Here is a 14,753-nt window from a genome sequence, read left to right on the forward strand (position 1 = left end):
TGATTTCCTGTTGCGCTTCAGGGAGCATCGTAAGTTGCTGTTAGTGTGCAGGGTATTTTGTAAAAGCGCCAGTCATGACATAAAGTGAAGTGACTTCACAACAACAAGAGCAAAGAGTAATGAAGAGTACGATCAAATCCATCCTGCTGGCGGCAGCCCTGCTCCCTGTGAGTTACGTACAGGCCGCCACGGTGATCCATGCGGGCAACGCCTTTACCGGCACTGACGACAAGCTTACCGGCCCGGTATCACTGATTATAGAGAACGACACCATCAGCGAGATCCGTAAAGGTCATATCAAGGTGGCCAACGGCGACACGCTTATCGACCTGAAGGACTCGGTAGTCCTGCCCGGACTAATGGACATGCATGTTCATCTGAGCTCCCAGCAAAGCGGCACCTCGTCGTACCTGAAGCGCTTTACCCTCAACGAAGCCGATTACGCCCTGGCGGCGGCCCATTATGCCAATAAAACCCTGATGGCGGGATTTACCACCGTGCGCAACTTAGGCGACAGCTATAACGAGACGGTATCACTGCGTAACGCGATTAATCAGGGCATGGCAACCGGCCCGCGTATTTATACCGCAGCTAAATCGCTGGCTACCACTGGCGGCCATGCCGATCCCAGCAATGGCATGGCTAAAATGATCCGTCCGGATACCGGGCCTGAAGCTGGCGTAATCAATGGCGTGGCCGAAGCCCGTCAGGCGGTTCGTCAGCGCTATCAGGACGGTGCCGACGCCATTAAAATCACCGCCACAGGAGGCGTGTTAAGCGTCGCCAAAAGTGGTCAGAACCCCCAGTTTATGACCGATGAACTCGATGCGGTGGTGGCTACCGCAAACGATTACGGCATGACAGTTGCCGTGCATGCTCATGGTAAAGAAGGCATGATCCGCGCCATCGAAGCCGGGGTGACCTCTATTGAGCACGGCACCTACATGGACGAAGAGGTGATGGCACTCATGAAAGAGCACGGCACCTATTATGTGCCCACCATTCTGGCCGGTGAGTTTGTCGCCGAGAAAGCCAAAATTGATGGTTATTTTCCCGACATTGTGCGCCCTAAAGCGGCCGCCATCGGGCCTCTCATTCAGGCGACCTTTGGTAAAGCCTATAAAAATGGCGTTAACATTGCGTTTGGTACCGACAGTGGCGTATCGGCCCATGGAGACAATGGCCAGGAATTTGGTTTAATGGTTGAAGCTGGCATGCCCCCTGCACAAGCAATACAAGCCGCGACGATTAACGCCGCCACCATGCTTGGCATTGAAGATAAGCTAGGCACCCTGGAGGCCGGTAAATTCGCTGATATCGTCGCGGTTAAGGGCAATCCGCTGCAAGATATTACGACACTGGAAAACGTGCAGTTTGTAATGAAAGGCGGAAAAATTTACAAACAATAGGGGCGCTTTCCCTTGGTGAAAGAGACATTAAAACGTAAGACCAAGGCACTCGTGGATTCCGAGCATATGCTGCGCGGGATCACAATTGCCTCCTTTCTGGAATCCACCATTGTACCCATCCCACTGGAAGCGGTACTGATTCCGTTAATGCAGGCAAAGCGGGACAAACTCTGGCTTATCGCCTTAATGGCCACGGTTGGCTGTATTATCGGCGCGCTGTTTGGCTATGCGATTGGCTATTTTCTTTTTGATGCCGTGGGTCAGGACCTGATTAGCTGGTTTGGCTCGGAACAACAGTTTGAGCGCGTTACGCAAAAAATGGAGGCCCAGGGCTTTTGGTTTGTGCTAACGCTGGGCATTGTGCCGGTGCCATTTCAGATAGCGATGCTGGCTGCCGGTGCCACCAAATATTCCATCTGGCTGTTTTTGCTGGCCACGGTTATTGCCCGCTCACTTCGCTACTTTGGCCTGGCGCTGATAGTGAAAGTGTTTGGTAATAAAGCAGAGCGCTTTATTCGTCGCTATAAAACCAAAGCGATGATCGGCATTACGGTAATGGCCGCCGGATTATGGCTGATACTCAGCTAACGACAAATGAGCAAATTCACAGTTGATAATGATTATCATTTAGATTAACTTAGTAATGACTCTCACGCGTTGATGGATTACAGGAGATGCTTGTTATGCGTAGCTCATTACTTTGCCCGGTCTATCGGAAATGGTTACAACTGCACCCGGAAGAGGCTCGGATAGAACGCCAGAAACTCAAACTGGAGGCGCTGCAACTCAGGCGTGATGGCAAGACTTCCCGGGCCCGTAAGCTCTATACCCAGGTTTGGGAAATCGGACAGTCCATTTTGTTTGCGCTGCGCCGGCCAGACAGCGCATCGCAAATTTACCACCAGGATCTGGTGAGTTTCGTCGCGGCCGCCATGGCAATAAACCATTGCAGTAAAACGCAGCCTGAGCTCAGCCAGGATGTGCTCAATGATACCCAGCAACAGCTCTCGGCACTGATGCCGTTGTATGCATCGGAGCCTCAGTTACTGTCGACCATTCACCAGTTAAAAGAGTGGTTACGTCACGATGATGTTATGCAGTTTTCAACCCATCTGCATTGATCAGGAGGAGGAACCAATGAAAACATTTCAGCCACAACCGGAGTTCGTGAATGTGCAATTGCGGGTATCGGTGCTAAAGCAGTTACTGCAGGGTCAGAAGATTCATTTGAGTGACATTCACAGCATGTCGCTGGAACATAAGCACTGCCTGCAACAACTGGTGTTACAGGCAGCGTCAGAAGGCTAGAGGCCTTTTTTCAATAAGTAGCGATAGGGAAGCTGTTCGGTTTCGGCCGCTAACAAAGTGTGCTGCATAAAGCGACAAAAACTGGGGATGTCTCTCACCGTAGCCGGATCGTCGGCAGTAATACACAGCGTCTGGCCGTCTTCCAGCTTACGCATTTGCAAACGCACCATCATTACCGGCTCCGGGCAACGCAATCCCAGCGCATCAAGCTGGTGATCGGCGTCCTGCCAGTTAACCGTTGGCTCAGATGCCATAGTTTTCCCGATAGGCTTCGATAGCGCTGATCGCCTCATCGTATCCGCCAGCAGACCTGAGGTAAGTCACCACGTCATTCAGTGAAACAATAGACACAACTTTGGTGCTGTAGTCGCGCTCAACTTCCTGGATTGCCGAAAGCTCACCGGTACCACGTTCCTGACGGTCCAGCGCAATCAGCACACCAGCAAGCGAAGCATTATTGGCTTCAATTAAGGTCATGGATTCACGGATTGCCGTGCCGGCAGTAATTACGTCATCCACCAGCATCACTTTACCTTCCAGCGGGCTACCTACCAGGTTTCCACCCTCACCATGAGCCTTCGCTTCCTTACGATTAAAACAGTAAGGCACATCAAGATTATGGTGATCGGCCAACGCTACCGCGGTGGTCGTGGCAATAGGAATACCTTTGTACGCAGGGCCAAACAAGACGTCAAAATCAATCCCGGCATCGGTTAATGCATCAGCATAGTAACGACCCAGTTTGGCCAAATCGCCGCCGCGATTAAACAAGCCCGCATTAAAGAAATACGGACTCTTGCGGCCAGACTTTAAGGTAAATTCACCAAATTTCAGAACGCCACGGGCAATCGCGAACTCAATAAACGCCTGTTGGAATGCTTTCATGGGGTCTCCGAAATTTAGTTTAATGCCGCTTTTTGAATATCAAACAACTCGCGCAAGCCGTGTTTAGCGATATCCAGCAATTCGTGCATCTCTTCAAAAGAGAAGGGCTCGCCTTCAGCGGTACCCTGAACTTCGATCAGCTTACCGGTTTCGGTCATGACCACGTTCATATCTGTTTCGGCGGCAGAATCCTCAATGTATTCCAGATCGGCAATTGGCGTACCCTGGTAGATGCCCACTGACAGTGCTGCAATCATATGCTTCAGCGGATTCGCTTTAATAATGCCTTTACTGCGCATATAGGTAAGGGCATCGATTAAGGCCACACAAGCACCGGTAATAGACGCGGTACGGGTACCACCATCGGCCTGAATTACATCGCAATCAAACGTAATGGTATTTTCACCGAGTAATTTAAGGTCTACCGCAGCACGCAGTGAGCGGGCGATCAAACGTTGAATCTCCAGTGTACGACCACCTTGCTTGCCTCGCGCCGCTTCGCGCTGAGAGCGGGTGTGCGTGGAACGTGGCAGCATGCTGTACTCAGCAGTGATCCAGCCTTTTCCCTGACCTTTCATAAAACGTGGCACGCCTTCTTCAACCGTGGCATTACACAAAACTTTGGTGTTACCAAATTCCACCAGTACAGAACCTTCCGCATGGCAGGTAAAGTTTCGGGTAATGGTGACGGGGCGGATTTGGCTGGCAGTTCGGCCACTTGGGCGCATGGTAATCTCCTGAAATTGGGTACTCGGCTAATTTAACCGCGACAGTATACCGTAATTAATGCCATAAGTTGAACGTTGAATCATCCCAACCAGCATGATGTTTCATGTGAAACTCTCACCGTTAGCCAGGATGTAAAGGCATAGGGTTCAGGTGCGGACTGTAGTACAATAGGTTACTACACAAGCAATATGCCGACGGACAATACAATGATTTACAGCATGACGGCTTTCGCACGCAGCGAAGTAAAAAAAGACTGGGGAACAGCGGTATGGGAAATACGCTCAGTAAACCAACGCTACCTCGAAACCTATTTTCGCCTGCCAGAGCAGTTTCGTGGCTTAGAACCTTTGCTGCGCGATCGATTCAGAAAGCGTTTGCAGCGCGGTAAGGTAGAATGTGCTTTAAGGTTCACGGCTAACGACGCCGCCGTCACTAAGTTAACGCTTAACGAAGAGCTGGCCAAACAGGTATTGCACGCCGCCGACTGGGTACAGTCGCACGGTCAGTCAACCGGTGTTAACCCTCTCGACGTGCTGCGCTGGCCGGGCGTGATTGCCGCCGAAGAAGCCGATATGGATGCCATTCAGGCCGACTTACTGGCCGGTATGGATAAAGCAATGGATGACTTTATCGCTGCCCGAGGCGATGAAGGTAAAAACCTTAAATTGCTCATTGAACAACGCCTTGATGCTATCGAAGTCGAAGCACAGAAAGTGTCTGAACGTATGCCGGAAATCCTTAACTGGCAACGCGAACGTATTCAGACTCGTTTTGAGGAAGCCAAGCTGGAACTGGATGCAGCGCGAGTTGAACAGGAAATGATCCTGTTAGCCCAGAAGGTCGACGTGGCCGAAGAGCTTGACCGCCTGAATTCTCACGTTGGTGAAACTCGCAAAATTCTGAATAAAGGTGGCGCCTGTGGTCGTCGACTGGACTTCATGATGCAGGAGTTTAACCGCGAATCGAACACGCTGGGCTCAAAGTCTATTAACACCGAGATCACCCAATCTGCGGTAGAGCTTAAAGTGCTAATTGAGCAGATGCGCGAGCAGATCCAGAATATTGAGTGAGAATTGACTCCTTTCATTAGTTTCATCCTGGCCGCTTAATTTAGCGGCTTTTTATTATTACCCCTTTAATAAATCACCGCTATCAGTGATATATAGTTACTCTTACCTAACAACACACATAAGTTCACCGTTATTGGTGATTATATTTGAAATTTCTTAAAACCACTCTATAATCACCAGTTATGGTGAACAATACTCAGTAGTCTTAACCTCATGGCCAAGAAAGTAACCGCTTCAGACATGCCAAGTACCGACTTTATTGATAGCGCAGAGATACTTGGGCAACTAATCAAAGCCAAGCGCACAGGACTAGGCATTAAACTGGCCGACTGCGCAGCGCTATGCGGGATCGGCATTAATACCTTGTCACGTATTGAAAACGGTAATGCAAATTGTACCTTAGCTGCGGTTTTTTCTGTTCTGAATGGACTGGGTATTAAACTGACATCGAAAGCGCTAACGCCGGCAGCGCACTCCTCATCAGACGAGGAATGGGTTTAACCAATGGCGAACACCCATGCATATCAACTGATATGTAAATTACGGTGATGATGTTATCGGCACATTGGCTCTGGATAGCCCTACAAATCTGTTAAGACTAAGCTATTCGCCGCAATGGCAACAACATGGGTTTGCCATTTCACCACATTTGCCGCTTAACAACCGGCATACGCCAGAGGTTGCCTACAACTACCTTGATAAACGCCCGAATCAACGGCTGTTACAGGCATTTTATTTCATACCGGCGAGCCTGATGATGCACAGATCACAAGCTATCAGCACTCAGGGGTGGACAGACTTATTGTGGTGCCGATTGCCAGCAGTGATGCCTATCTGCCCGAGGAGCGAGCCGCCCGGATTTGTTCACTCACCACGAGTTTACCGTTTAGCCATCTTTGCTTCCCCGATACAGTACTCGGCGGCGCTGACATTGGCCGACGCGTTGCGGTAAGTCTGGGTCAGCGGCCATGCACCGGGGTCTGGAAGCTGGAAAACCACCAGCTGATCTGCCGCGGTGCAGCGGGTAAAACCGATATTACCCGGCCATTATCACAGGTGATTATCGCGCTGGAACAATGCGCTGATCAGATAGATGAAAGCCGCCACGAGTGCAAACGGCTGCAAGCTGAAGTAACCACCAGTGTCGCCACCCGTATCGAAGATTTAGGTAAAGCGAAAGTGGACCCCAACGATATCGATCTCACCGAAGCCAACTTTATCCTTTCCGGCGGCAACGGGATTGCCGACTGGGCACATTTCCATGACGCTGCCCGTTTACTGGGTGCTACCGAAGGCGCCAGCCGCGTGGCAGTAGACGATGGCTTTATGCCACGGGAACGACAGGTTGGGGCTACCGGCAAGTGGGTCACAGCCAGAGTGTATATTGCGGTGGGTATCTCTGGTGCCATTCAGCATATGCAGGGCATTGGCCAGTGTCAGAAGGTCATTGCGATTAATACTGATGATAGCTGTAACATGGTAAAACGTGCCGACCTGAGCGTGATAGCCGACAGTGACGAAGTACTAACAGCGCTGATAGCGGCGCTCAACACTGATACCAGCGACAGTGCTGCCACCAGCGATGTAAGCGATGCGTTGCTGTAGTACTTTAATGCTGAAGATGCCAGTTTACCCTATGTATTGCTCACCGGTACCCGCAGCGAAATAGGCGAGTCCTCCGGCTGTTTGCCGTATTTGCTGGCAGACAAATTAAACATCCCTTTTATTCCTAATATCTGCGCTATCCTGGCAATAGATGTAGCTGCAGGCTATGCAGAAGTGATGCAGAGTCTGCCCCGCGGTCAGCGCCGCAAGCTAAAAACCCAGCTACCGTTTATGGCTTCGGTGGGTATGGCGGCGCCCACGCCAAGACAATCCTCTTTTGGCGTAGCCCGTCGCGGCATTGTGCAAACTATAGAGTCGATTAATCCAGCCGCGGACAGCCAACAGGCCTCATGGCATACGGGACCAGGCCGCAAGCGGCCAAAGCGTTTAAAAGTGGTCAAGGCCAAAACCGCCGCCGAGCGTTTTAAAGCCGCTACCGCCAAGATACAAAGCTCAGGCGGAGAAAAGATATACGAGGTGGATAAAGCCGCCGAAGCGATACTGAAAATGCTTAAGGAAGAAAAAGTCCTCTAAAACGCCTGCGGTTTGGTAAACGGCAGTGATGTGCCATACTCCCGGTGTTTACCAAGGAGTACTTCATGAGCCAATACCAAGAAATATTACTGGCCGCACGCCCTGATGGAAATCCCATCGGTCCGCATTTATTTAAGGTCGTTAGCCAGGACATTCCACAGCCGGCGACTAGCGAACTGCTGGTTAAGCAAACCCATATGTCAATGGATCCGGCCATGCTGGGCTGGATGATGCCCGATGAAGACAGCTATATCCCGCCGGTAGCTCTTAATACCCGGATGCGTTCCAGTGGCTACGGTGAAGTCATCACGTCGAACCACCCCGACTTCTCGCCGGGCGATAAAGTCATGGGTATGATGGGCTGGACTGAATATACTCTGAGCGACGGTAAAGGGCTGAATAAATTACCGCCCGGCGTCGACGGCGAAACGGCTCTGGCAGTGTTTGGCTTGCCCGGTCTGACCGCCACCCAGGGGTTATTTCACATCGGCAAACCCCGGGCCGGTGAAACCCTGGTAGTAACCGGCGCAGCAGGCTCAGTCGGGTCCATGGTTGGCCAGTTAGCCAAAGCCGAAGGACTGCGGGTAATCGGCGTGGTCGGCAGTGACGAAAAGGCAGACTGGATAGTCAACGAGCTGGGCTTTGATGGCGCAGTCAATTACAAAACCGATGATTTAGCCCCTAAGCTTAAAGCGCTGACTCCACAGGGCGTTGATATCTTCTTTGAGAATACCGGCGGCCCGGTACAACAACACATTTTTGATCGCATGAATGTACACGGCAGGGTAGTGGTCTGCGGCATGATTGCCGATTACACCGCCGCTTCACCCGCGCCGGGGCCAAATTGGATCCCACTGATAAAGAAACGTATTTTAATTCAGGGTTTTGCTATGCCCGACCACTTGCATGAAGCGGGCAAGCTGCTACACAAGCTGAGTCCTTATGTGGCCGAAGGCAAAATACGCTACCGGACACATGTATTAGAAGGATTGGAGAGTGCTATGAGTGCACTGAATCTTTTCTTCACCGGCGCCAATAAAGGCAAGCTACTGGTAAAACTATAATAATAACCGGAGGTGCTGCACCGTTACCCTTTGGTCAGCACCATATCCACATGAGGAATGCCATCTTCGAGGTAATCCTCGGAGTTACGGACAAAACCAAACTGCTGATAAACCTGCTGGAGATAGACCTGAGCGCCAATTTGTATGTCCTGATCCGGCCAGTACCGCTGACATTCTTGCAACGCTTTTTGAATTAACAGCTGCCCGTACCCCTCACCTCTGGCCTGCTGTGCTACCACTACACGGCCAAAACTAACCTGAGGAAAACTCACGCCCGGAGGGAGTAATCTTGCATAAGCCACCAGCCCGTTTTCGGTAGTGCCCAACAGGTGATAAACACCGTTCATTCTGTCTTTGTCATCCAATTCAGGGTAAGGGCAATTTTGCTCTACCACAAACACATCGGTGCGCAGTTTAAGTAATTCATAGAGCTGATCGGTAGTTAATTGAGAGAACGGTAACGAATACCAGTTAAGCATAAGGACCTCCGCGACTTAGCTGGCAGAGATGATTCCTGATCCTCTCGCCCATTGCAATTATTTGCTACTAATAGCGCCATTAGAAAGCCATTCCGAGCCGAAAAAACACCACAATTATTTAACATTCTGCGCAGTTAAATAGGCAAGTTATTAATAATTCGTAATTTATTAATTAAAATCAATAAATGGCAATATAAACACAACTCACTGTTTTTAATACAAATAAACCCTGGCACGCCATCTAAAGCCAACCACACCTCGGCATAACGCGTTAATAGGATGTTGACTGTAGTATTATCATACAATAGTATCAACGACCGAATAATAACAATAATAAAAAATTGAGAGCTCGACTGACTAAGGTCGATACCTTACAACGCGCCAGGATTTTCACAATTGGACGATACACCTGTGAACTGCGCATTAACACCTACTTGGAGATAATACATGTTTAAACGTGCTCAACTTGCCAGCGCCGTTTTATTCGCACTTTCCGCTCAGCCTTTGTATGCCCAGGACACGAACAGCATTCCCAACGAAGATGAGGTTGAAGTTATTGATGTACGCGGGGTAAAAGCCAGCCTTAACTCTGCACAGAACATTAAAATGAACGCTTCGAACATTTCTGATCTTATTGTGGCTCAGGATATCGGTAAGTTACCGGATAACAGCGTTGCCGCAGCCCTGCAACGAGTTACGGGTATCCAGGTTGCACGTACCAACGGTGAAGTTGCCCAGGTATTGATTCGTGGTTTACCTGATGTAGTGACTACTATGAGCGGCCGTAATATCTTCACTACCACAGGTCGTTCTATCTCACTGGCCGACATTCCAGCCGACCTGGTGTATTCCGTTGATGTTAAAAAATCTATCAGCGCCGCCGATATCGAAGGCGGTATCGCCGGTAGTATCGACATTCAGTTACGTCGTCCGTTTGATTTTGATGACGGCTTTTCAGCCGCCGGTAACCTGCGCTATGAATACAGTGATGAAGCGGAGTCATGGAACCCGGTAGGCAGTATTACCATCAATAATAACTGGGAAAACAGCAACGGCCGCTTTGGCGCCATGTTGAGTGTTTCTCATCAGGATCGCGACTTCCAGGACCAGGTAAACTTTGTGACCGCACCGTTTATCCTGCCCGACAGCGTGGTAAACAATCCTAATTCTGCGCCGCTTAATGTAGCCGGCGCGCCGGCAATGGCGCCCAACGTGATAGGTGGTTACTTCCGCTACGGCGACCGTACGCGTGATTCATTCAATGCCAGCTTCCAGTGGGAACCCAATAGCAACAGTTCATATTACCTGGACGTGTTCGGCGTAAATTACGAACAAAACAGCCAGTTAAACTTCTGGGTACCGCTACCTAGCTGGGGCGGCTGGGGCCAGGGCTACGTAGAGTCGTATAAAGAAGGCTCCAACGTTGCGCAATCGGTGGTTCGTCCGGACGCACCAGGCACTATTACCAGTAACCAGTCGTTCTTTAATGAGTCTGATACTTATCAGTTTGCCCTGGGTGGTGAATGGTATTTCGACAACGTAACCGTTAAGTCTGACCTGGCTTACACCGATACCGAAGCGAATAACCGTGGTTTCATTCTGGATTTAGCGTTCTTTGCTGACACCATTATCTATGACTTCGACAAAAACGGCGCCGGTATCTCCGACGTTCAAATCCTTAACGGCGACGGTCAGCCTTATGACATGACCGATCTGAGCCAGTATTATCTGTGGACCAACTTCGATTCACGTGGCCACCAGGAAGGGGATGCCATCGACTGGACCCTCGATGCCAACATTGCGCTGGACTCCTGGATCCACTCTGTAGACGTAGGTATGCGGGTTAATAATCGCTCTGCGTTCAACCAGGAAGCAGATACCGCAGGCCGGGGTAACATTTCAGGCCGCGATATTCCATTAACCGAATTCCCTGGCCTGGAAGACTACTCACCGAGCGGTTACATGAGCGACGTGACTAACCTCAACAATACCCAGTGGTTAACGCCGAATGCCGGTTACCTGTTGAGCAACCGTGCCGATATCCGCGAAGCCATGGGTTACTCTCGTGCCGAGCCGGATTTCCTGCCAGCCCGGTATTACGACAACACCGAGAAAAACTACGCCCTTTACGCGCAGGCAAACTTCAGCAACGAGTTTGGCGATATGCTGCTTGATGGTCAGGCGGGTTTCCGTGTAGTGCGTCTGGAGTCTGAACTGAACGGTAACAGCATTACCGACGGTGTAGTAGAGCCGATTACGGTTGATACCAGCGCCACAGAAGTGCTGCCAGCGGTGAACCTGCGTTTACAGGTTACCGACGAAGTCTTCCTGCGGGCTGCTTATGGTAAAACCATTAAGCGTCCTAACTTTGCCGACCTGAACCCCAGCGCCTCTTACTTTCTGCCAACAGAAACAGGCTCGATTGGTTACGGTAACGGCGGTAACCCTGAGTTAAGCGCGGTTGAGTCACAAAACTACGACCTGGCAGCTGAATGGTACTTTGGCGAAGCCAGCTCATTAACCGGTACTTTGTTCTACCGAGACATCGACGGATACGTGAAATACGTGGCCAACGAAGAAATTGTAGACGGTCGTGATTTCTCGATTACCCGCCCGGTTAACTCTGGCGCCGGTTCACTGGAAGGGGTTGAGCTTGCTTATACCCAGTTCTTTGAAAACCTGCCAGCAGTTCTGGATGGTTTAGGTGTGCAGCTAAACGCCACCTTCATGGATCACGAAGCAGAAAATGCGGAAGGGGTAATGGAGCCACTGCCAAACGTGTCTGATGAGTCTTACAACGCTATTTTGATGTATGAGCGTGAAGGCCTGAACGTTCGTTTAGCCTACAACTGGCGTAGTGAATGGTATGGTAGCTTCAACGAAGTGGGCGACCAGCCGGGCAGCTCAGTGGTTCACGATCCAATCGGCTCTTTAGACTTCTCCATTAACTACGACGTTAATGAGAACCTGACTGTAAGCTTCGACGGTACCAACCTGACCGACGATGTGGCAAACGACTACTTCGGCGGTGATTCATCTGAAGATGCCCGTCTGTACCCGCGTGATACTTATATCCGCGACCGTACATTTGCCCTGGGTATCCGCTACAGAATGTAATCAGTTCTACCCTGTTACTACTATAAAACCCCGCTCCGGCGGGGTTTTGTTTTTCTAGCATCCCCTAATCAGTACCGCCCATGGTCCAGCAAAAACAGCGACTTAAACTGCCATAGTACAAAAGTACTGTAGCTCAGCGGTCACAATTCCTGTTGACTGTCAGAAAATGGCGTCTGTATAAGACCATTGATAAAACTTACAAAAAGTCGTTGCTATGCAGTTAACAATAAAAAATAAGCTTCGGGCGCTGGCAATTTTACCGGTACTGTTTCTTAGTGTGTTTCTCCTGTTTTTAAACAACTATGAAGCGGAATCTCTGGTTGAATCGCAACTCAGGGAAACCCGCAAGCAACTACTGAACGTTAAACATCAGGAACTTAAGCACTATATCGAACTTGCCCTCTCATCGGTAAGCGACCTAACGACAGATCCTGCTAACCGGGCAGAGGGGCTGGCCCGTTTACGCCAGCAGCAGTTTGGCGACAACGGTTACTTTTTTGGCTACGACAGTCAGGGCACCCGACACTTACTGGGTAGCAGTGATACCGGCCTGGGTGAGAACTTCTGGGATCTTCAGGATAAGAAATCACAATATATTGTGCGCGACCTGGTATCCACCGGGAAACAGGCCAACGGCGGTTACTATGTTTACTATTTTCCTCGTCTCGGCGAGAGTACCCCCGTGCCCAAATTATCCTATGTTCGCTACATTCCGGCCTGGGACATTGTGATCGGTGCCGGCTTTTACATTGACGATATTGATAACTACATCAGTACCTTAAGGGAAGAAGCCAGCGAAGCCCGGCAGGCTACCTTTATTCTGACCCTGGTAATAACGGTAACGGTATTACTGATTGCCGTTGGCACGTCGTTTTTAATTTCCCGGGGGATCCTACAGCGCCTGCTATCGTTGAGTAACTCATTCCATGAGCTCACGCAGGGTGATGGTAATCTCACTCAGCGTGTAAAAGACAGTGGTAACGACGAAGTCAGCGGACTGGCGCGTAACTTTAACGGCTTTGCCTCACGCATCCATCAGTTAATCAGCCAGGTAGCGTCACAAAGCGAATCCGCATACCAGTCGACCACTGCCATCAGCAGCGATACCAAGCACGCGGATGAACAACTGCGTAAAGGCCAGCAAAGCAGCCATACGGTATCGGGCTTTGTTGGCGATTTGGTGACCTCAGCCCGAGAAGTTGCCACCAACGCCACGCAAACCGCTAGGGCAGCGAGCCAGGTGAAAAGCCACTGCGATGAAGCGAATCGTGCCATTGATGAAACCGTAGCAGTCATGAACGGACTGGAGTCTGAAATATCCGTATCTGCCGAGCAAATCGCCACCCTGCAAAAAGACGTAGTGGAAATAGGTAAAGTACTGGCGGTGATTAACGGTATCGCCGACCAGACCAACCTGCTGGCCCTAAACGCGGCGATAGAAGCGGCCCGCGCCGGCGAACAGGGCAGGGGCTTCGCAGTGGTGGCCGATGAGGTGCGCGAGCTGGCAAAACGAACCCAGGGCAGCACAGACGTGATCAGCCAAACCATTGTGCGCCTTGAGCAATCGGCAGCTAATGCGGTAGAAACCATGACAGTAAGCAGCGCTAAAAGTGTTCAGGCCAGTCAGGTAACCCAACAATCACAACAAGCGCTTAGCCAGGTGAATACCGCGCTGGCAACCATTAACGCTATGAGTGATTCAACTGCAGCAGAAACGGAGAGTCAGGTAGCGTTAGGCGATCAGTTACAGCAACATGTAGGCGATCTGGTCGCGACCCTGCAGCATATCGTCGAGCGGGCGGAAGTCAGCCAGCAAACGGCCGATACACTTGCCGGTCAGATGCAGTCACTGCGGCACCTGATGGCGCAGTTTGTTATTTAGTCTGCGCCTCATCACCGCTAAACCGTGGGGTAAACATTATTTTACCGGGCGTGATATCGAGGCTTAACGGCACATTACTCAGCCATGCCAGACCACCTTTGGCAGTATCAATCCGGTATACCGGATGCGAAGCCAGGTAACCGTTAAATAAGCCCATGTAACGGTCTGCCAGCGGCGTCAGATTACCTTTAAAGCCTGCTGCATCAATTTCGCTGTGGGTCAGCTTGAGCGAGCGAACATACAACGCTTTTTCCTGCTGATTATAATAAGGCTCGCCCTCCAGACCTAACTTCACCTTTGCCGGGTATTTCAGTCCAAACACTGACACGCTGGCAGTCGCATCAGCCTGCAGCGCAACCACCGAGCGGTTATCCGGTCCCACGGTGACATCGAGCGATTCAACACTCAACATTACCGGTATACCCGCCACCGATGTCTTCTCGCTAAGTTGGTCGATTTGCTTTAACAACCCTTGCTCAATGTCATGCTCAGTGACTGTATAGGAGGCAATGGAAGAAAGAGTGCTACAGGCGCAGATAAGACCTAGCAACGTAGCAAGAATAAAGCTTCTTAATAACATGTAGCGTACCGGATGAGTTTCAACCCGGTTAATCCTACACCAAAACAACTAAACAAAGCGTTTTTTATGGTTAAAGGCCCGCTCGTTGGCG

16 protein-coding genes and 2 pseudogenes are annotated in these 14,753 nt (G+C 50.5%); 13 read left to right on the forward strand and 5 right to left on the reverse strand.

Annotated elements, in window-relative coordinates:
• Window positions 1-119: 119 nt before the first annotated feature.
• The 4 genes from AC27IB_RS22150 to AC27IB_RS22165 all read left to right on the forward strand — a co-directional run bounded on the left by AC27IB_RS22150 (window position 120) and on the right by AC27IB_RS22165 (window position 2,717).
• Window positions 120-1,409: a metal-dependent hydrolase family protein gene (locus AC27IB_RS22150; RefSeq protein ID WP_487123686.1), complete on the forward strand. Its 1,290-nt coding sequence runs from the start codon at window positions 120-122 to the stop codon at window positions 1,407-1,409.
• A 66-nt stretch (window positions 1,410-1,475) separates the two neighbouring features.
• Window positions 1,476-1,997: a YqaA family protein gene (locus tag AC27IB_RS22155; protein ID WP_487123703.1), complete on the forward strand. Its 522-nt coding sequence runs from the start codon at window positions 1,476-1,478 to the stop codon at window positions 1,995-1,997.
• A gap of 95 nt (window positions 1,998-2,092) precedes the next feature.
• Window positions 2,093-2,530 carry a hypothetical protein gene (locus AC27IB_RS22160; RefSeq protein ID WP_487123688.1) on the forward strand — a complete coding sequence of 146 codons (438 nt, stop codon included), beginning with the start codon at window positions 2,093-2,095 and terminating at the stop codon, window positions 2,528-2,530.
• 16 nt (window positions 2,531-2,546) lie between these two features.
• Complete coding sequence (locus AC27IB_RS22165) at window positions 2,547-2,717, forward strand: hypothetical protein (protein ID WP_487123690.1); 171 nt, start codon at window positions 2,547-2,549, stop codon at window positions 2,715-2,717.
• On the opposite strand, the gene tusA is transcribed toward AC27IB_RS22165, so the two are convergent.
• From tusA to rph, 3 genes are read right to left on the reverse strand one after another with little or no spacing between them, the layout of a single operon-like run.
• Window positions 2,714-2,971: a sulfurtransferase TusA gene (gene tusA / locus AC27IB_RS22170; protein WP_296050075.1), complete on the reverse strand. Its 258-nt coding sequence runs from the start codon at window positions 2,969-2,971 to the stop codon at window positions 2,714-2,716. The genes AC27IB_RS22165 and tusA overlap by 4 nt on opposite strands.
• The gene (pyrE, locus tag AC27IB_RS22175) at window positions 2,961-3,602 is read right to left on the reverse strand and encodes an orotate phosphoribosyltransferase (RefSeq protein ID WP_296050072.1); all 642 of its coding nucleotides are present in this window, start codon (window positions 3,600-3,602) and stop codon (window positions 2,961-2,963) included. Before pyrE ends, tusA begins: the two co-directional genes overlap by 11 nt.
• A gap of 14 nt (window positions 3,603-3,616) precedes the next feature.
• Window positions 3,617-4,330 (reverse strand): ribonuclease PH, encoded by a 714-nt coding sequence (gene rph, locus AC27IB_RS22180; RefSeq protein ID WP_296050070.1) that lies wholly within the window; start codon window positions 4,328-4,330, stop codon window positions 3,617-3,619.
• A 207-nt stretch (window positions 4,331-4,537) separates the two neighbouring features.
• Here rph and AC27IB_RS22185 point away from each other — a divergent pair, with 207 nt between their 5' ends.
• The 7 genes and pseudogenes from AC27IB_RS22185 to AC27IB_RS22215 all read left to right on the forward strand — a co-directional run bounded on the left by AC27IB_RS22185 (window position 4,538) and on the right by AC27IB_RS22215 (window position 8,604).
• A complete protein-coding gene (locus AC27IB_RS22185; protein WP_296050068.1) occupies window positions 4,538-5,401 on the forward strand; it encodes a YicC/YloC family endoribonuclease in 864 nt (287 codons plus the stop codon).
• Between the two features lie 213 nt (window positions 5,402-5,614).
• On the forward strand, window positions 5,615-5,902 hold the full coding sequence (locus tag AC27IB_RS22190) for a helix-turn-helix domain-containing protein (RefSeq protein WP_296048747.1): 288 nt from the start codon (window positions 5,615-5,617) through the stop codon (window positions 5,900-5,902).
• Between the two features lie 64 nt (window positions 5,903-5,966).
• Window positions 5,967-6,020: pseudogene (locus AC27IB_RS22195) on the forward strand (hypothetical protein); the annotation flags it as partial.
• A 107-nt stretch (window positions 6,021-6,127) separates the two neighbouring features.
• Window positions 6,128-6,385 (forward strand): annotated as a pseudogene (locus AC27IB_RS22200) (adenine nucleotide alpha hydrolase family protein); the annotation flags it as partial.
• 195 nt (window positions 6,386-6,580) lie between these two features.
• Window positions 6,581-7,006, forward strand: a complete 426-nt coding sequence (locus AC27IB_RS22205; RefSeq protein WP_296048774.1) for an electron transfer flavoprotein subunit alpha/FixB family protein — start codon at window positions 6,581-6,583, stop codon at window positions 7,004-7,006.
• A gap of 36 nt (window positions 7,007-7,042) precedes the next feature.
• A complete protein-coding gene (locus AC27IB_RS22210) occupies window positions 7,043-7,540 on the forward strand; it encodes a hypothetical protein (RefSeq protein ID WP_487123693.1) in 498 nt (165 codons plus the stop codon).
• A 65-nt stretch (window positions 7,541-7,605) separates the two neighbouring features.
• A complete protein-coding gene (locus tag AC27IB_RS22215; RefSeq protein WP_487123695.1) occupies window positions 7,606-8,604 on the forward strand; it encodes an NADP-dependent oxidoreductase in 999 nt (332 codons plus the stop codon).
• Window positions 8,605-8,627: 23 nt separating this feature from the next.
• On the opposite strand, the gene AC27IB_RS22220 is transcribed toward AC27IB_RS22215, so the two are convergent.
• Complete coding sequence (locus tag AC27IB_RS22220) at window positions 8,628-9,083, reverse strand: GNAT family N-acetyltransferase (RefSeq protein ID WP_487123697.1); 456 nt, start codon at window positions 9,081-9,083, stop codon at window positions 8,628-8,630.
• 447 nt (window positions 9,084-9,530) lie between these two features.
• Between AC27IB_RS22220 and AC27IB_RS22225 the strand changes: the two genes are divergently transcribed.
• Together AC27IB_RS22225 and AC27IB_RS22230 are read left to right on the forward strand one after the other, a co-directional pair.
• A complete protein-coding gene (locus AC27IB_RS22225) occupies window positions 9,531-12,200 on the forward strand; it encodes a TonB-dependent receptor (protein WP_296048758.1) in 2,670 nt (889 codons plus the stop codon).
• Window positions 12,201-12,414: 214 nt separating this feature from the next.
• Window positions 12,415-14,082 carry a methyl-accepting chemotaxis protein gene (locus AC27IB_RS22230; protein WP_487123699.1) on the forward strand — a complete coding sequence of 556 codons (1,668 nt, stop codon included), beginning with the start codon at window positions 12,415-12,417 and terminating at the stop codon, window positions 14,080-14,082.
• Here the strand turns inward: AC27IB_RS22230 and AC27IB_RS22235 are convergent.
• Window positions 14,075-14,662 carry a YceB family lipoprotein gene (locus tag AC27IB_RS22235; protein WP_296048763.1) on the reverse strand — a complete coding sequence of 196 codons (588 nt, stop codon included), beginning with the start codon at window positions 14,660-14,662 and terminating at the stop codon, window positions 14,075-14,077. The genes AC27IB_RS22230 and AC27IB_RS22235 overlap by 8 nt on opposite strands.
• Window positions 14,663-14,753: the final 91 nt, after the last annotated feature.

It is taken from the genome of Alteromonas sp. 4NH20-0104, assembly GCF_057547795.1.

What these genes read in the sequence shown, in the direction of transcription:
- AC27IB_RS22150 (WP_487123686.1), top strand. Translation starts at nt 120, where the DNA reads ATGAAGAGTACGATCAAATCCATCCTGCTGGCGGCAGCCCTGCTCCCT.
- AC27IB_RS22155 (WP_487123703.1), top strand. Translation starts at nt 1,476, where the DNA reads ATGCTGCGCGGGATCACAATTGCCTCCTTTCTGGAATCCACCATTGTA.
- AC27IB_RS22160 (WP_487123688.1), top strand. Translation starts at nt 2,093, where the DNA reads ATGCGTAGCTCATTACTTTGCCCGGTCTATCGGAAATGGTTACAACTG.
- AC27IB_RS22165 (WP_487123690.1), top strand. Translation starts at nt 2,547, where the DNA reads ATGAAAACATTTCAGCCACAACCGGAGTTCGTGAATGTGCAATTGCGG.
- tusA (WP_296050075.1), bottom strand. Translation starts at nt 2,971, where the DNA reads ATGGCATCTGAGCCAACGGTTAACTGGCAGGACGCCGATCACCAGCTT.
- pyrE (WP_296050072.1), bottom strand. Translation starts at nt 3,602, where the DNA reads ATGAAAGCATTCCAACAGGCGTTTATTGAGTTCGCGATTGCCCGTGGC.
- rph (WP_296050070.1), bottom strand. Translation starts at nt 4,330, where the DNA reads ATGCGCCCAAGTGGCCGAACTGCCAGCCAAATCCGCCCCGTCACCATT.
- AC27IB_RS22185 (WP_296050068.1), top strand. Translation starts at nt 4,538, where the DNA reads ATGATTTACAGCATGACGGCTTTCGCACGCAGCGAAGTAAAAAAAGAC.
- AC27IB_RS22190 (WP_296048747.1), top strand. Translation starts at nt 5,615, where the DNA reads ATGGCCAAGAAAGTAACCGCTTCAGACATGCCAAGTACCGACTTTATT.
- AC27IB_RS22215 (WP_487123695.1), top strand. Translation starts at nt 7,606, where the DNA reads ATGAGCCAATACCAAGAAATATTACTGGCCGCACGCCCTGATGGAAAT.
- AC27IB_RS22220 (WP_487123697.1), bottom strand. Translation starts at nt 9,083, where the DNA reads ATGCTTAACTGGTATTCGTTACCGTTCTCTCAATTAACTACCGATCAG.
- AC27IB_RS22225 (WP_296048758.1), top strand. Translation starts at nt 9,531, where the DNA reads ATGTTTAAACGTGCTCAACTTGCCAGCGCCGTTTTATTCGCACTTTCC.
- AC27IB_RS22230 (WP_487123699.1), top strand. Translation starts at nt 12,415, where the DNA reads ATGCAGTTAACAATAAAAAATAAGCTTCGGGCGCTGGCAATTTTACCG.
- AC27IB_RS22235 (WP_296048763.1), bottom strand. Translation starts at nt 14,662, where the DNA reads ATGTTATTAAGAAGCTTTATTCTTGCTACGTTGCTAGGTCTTATCTGC.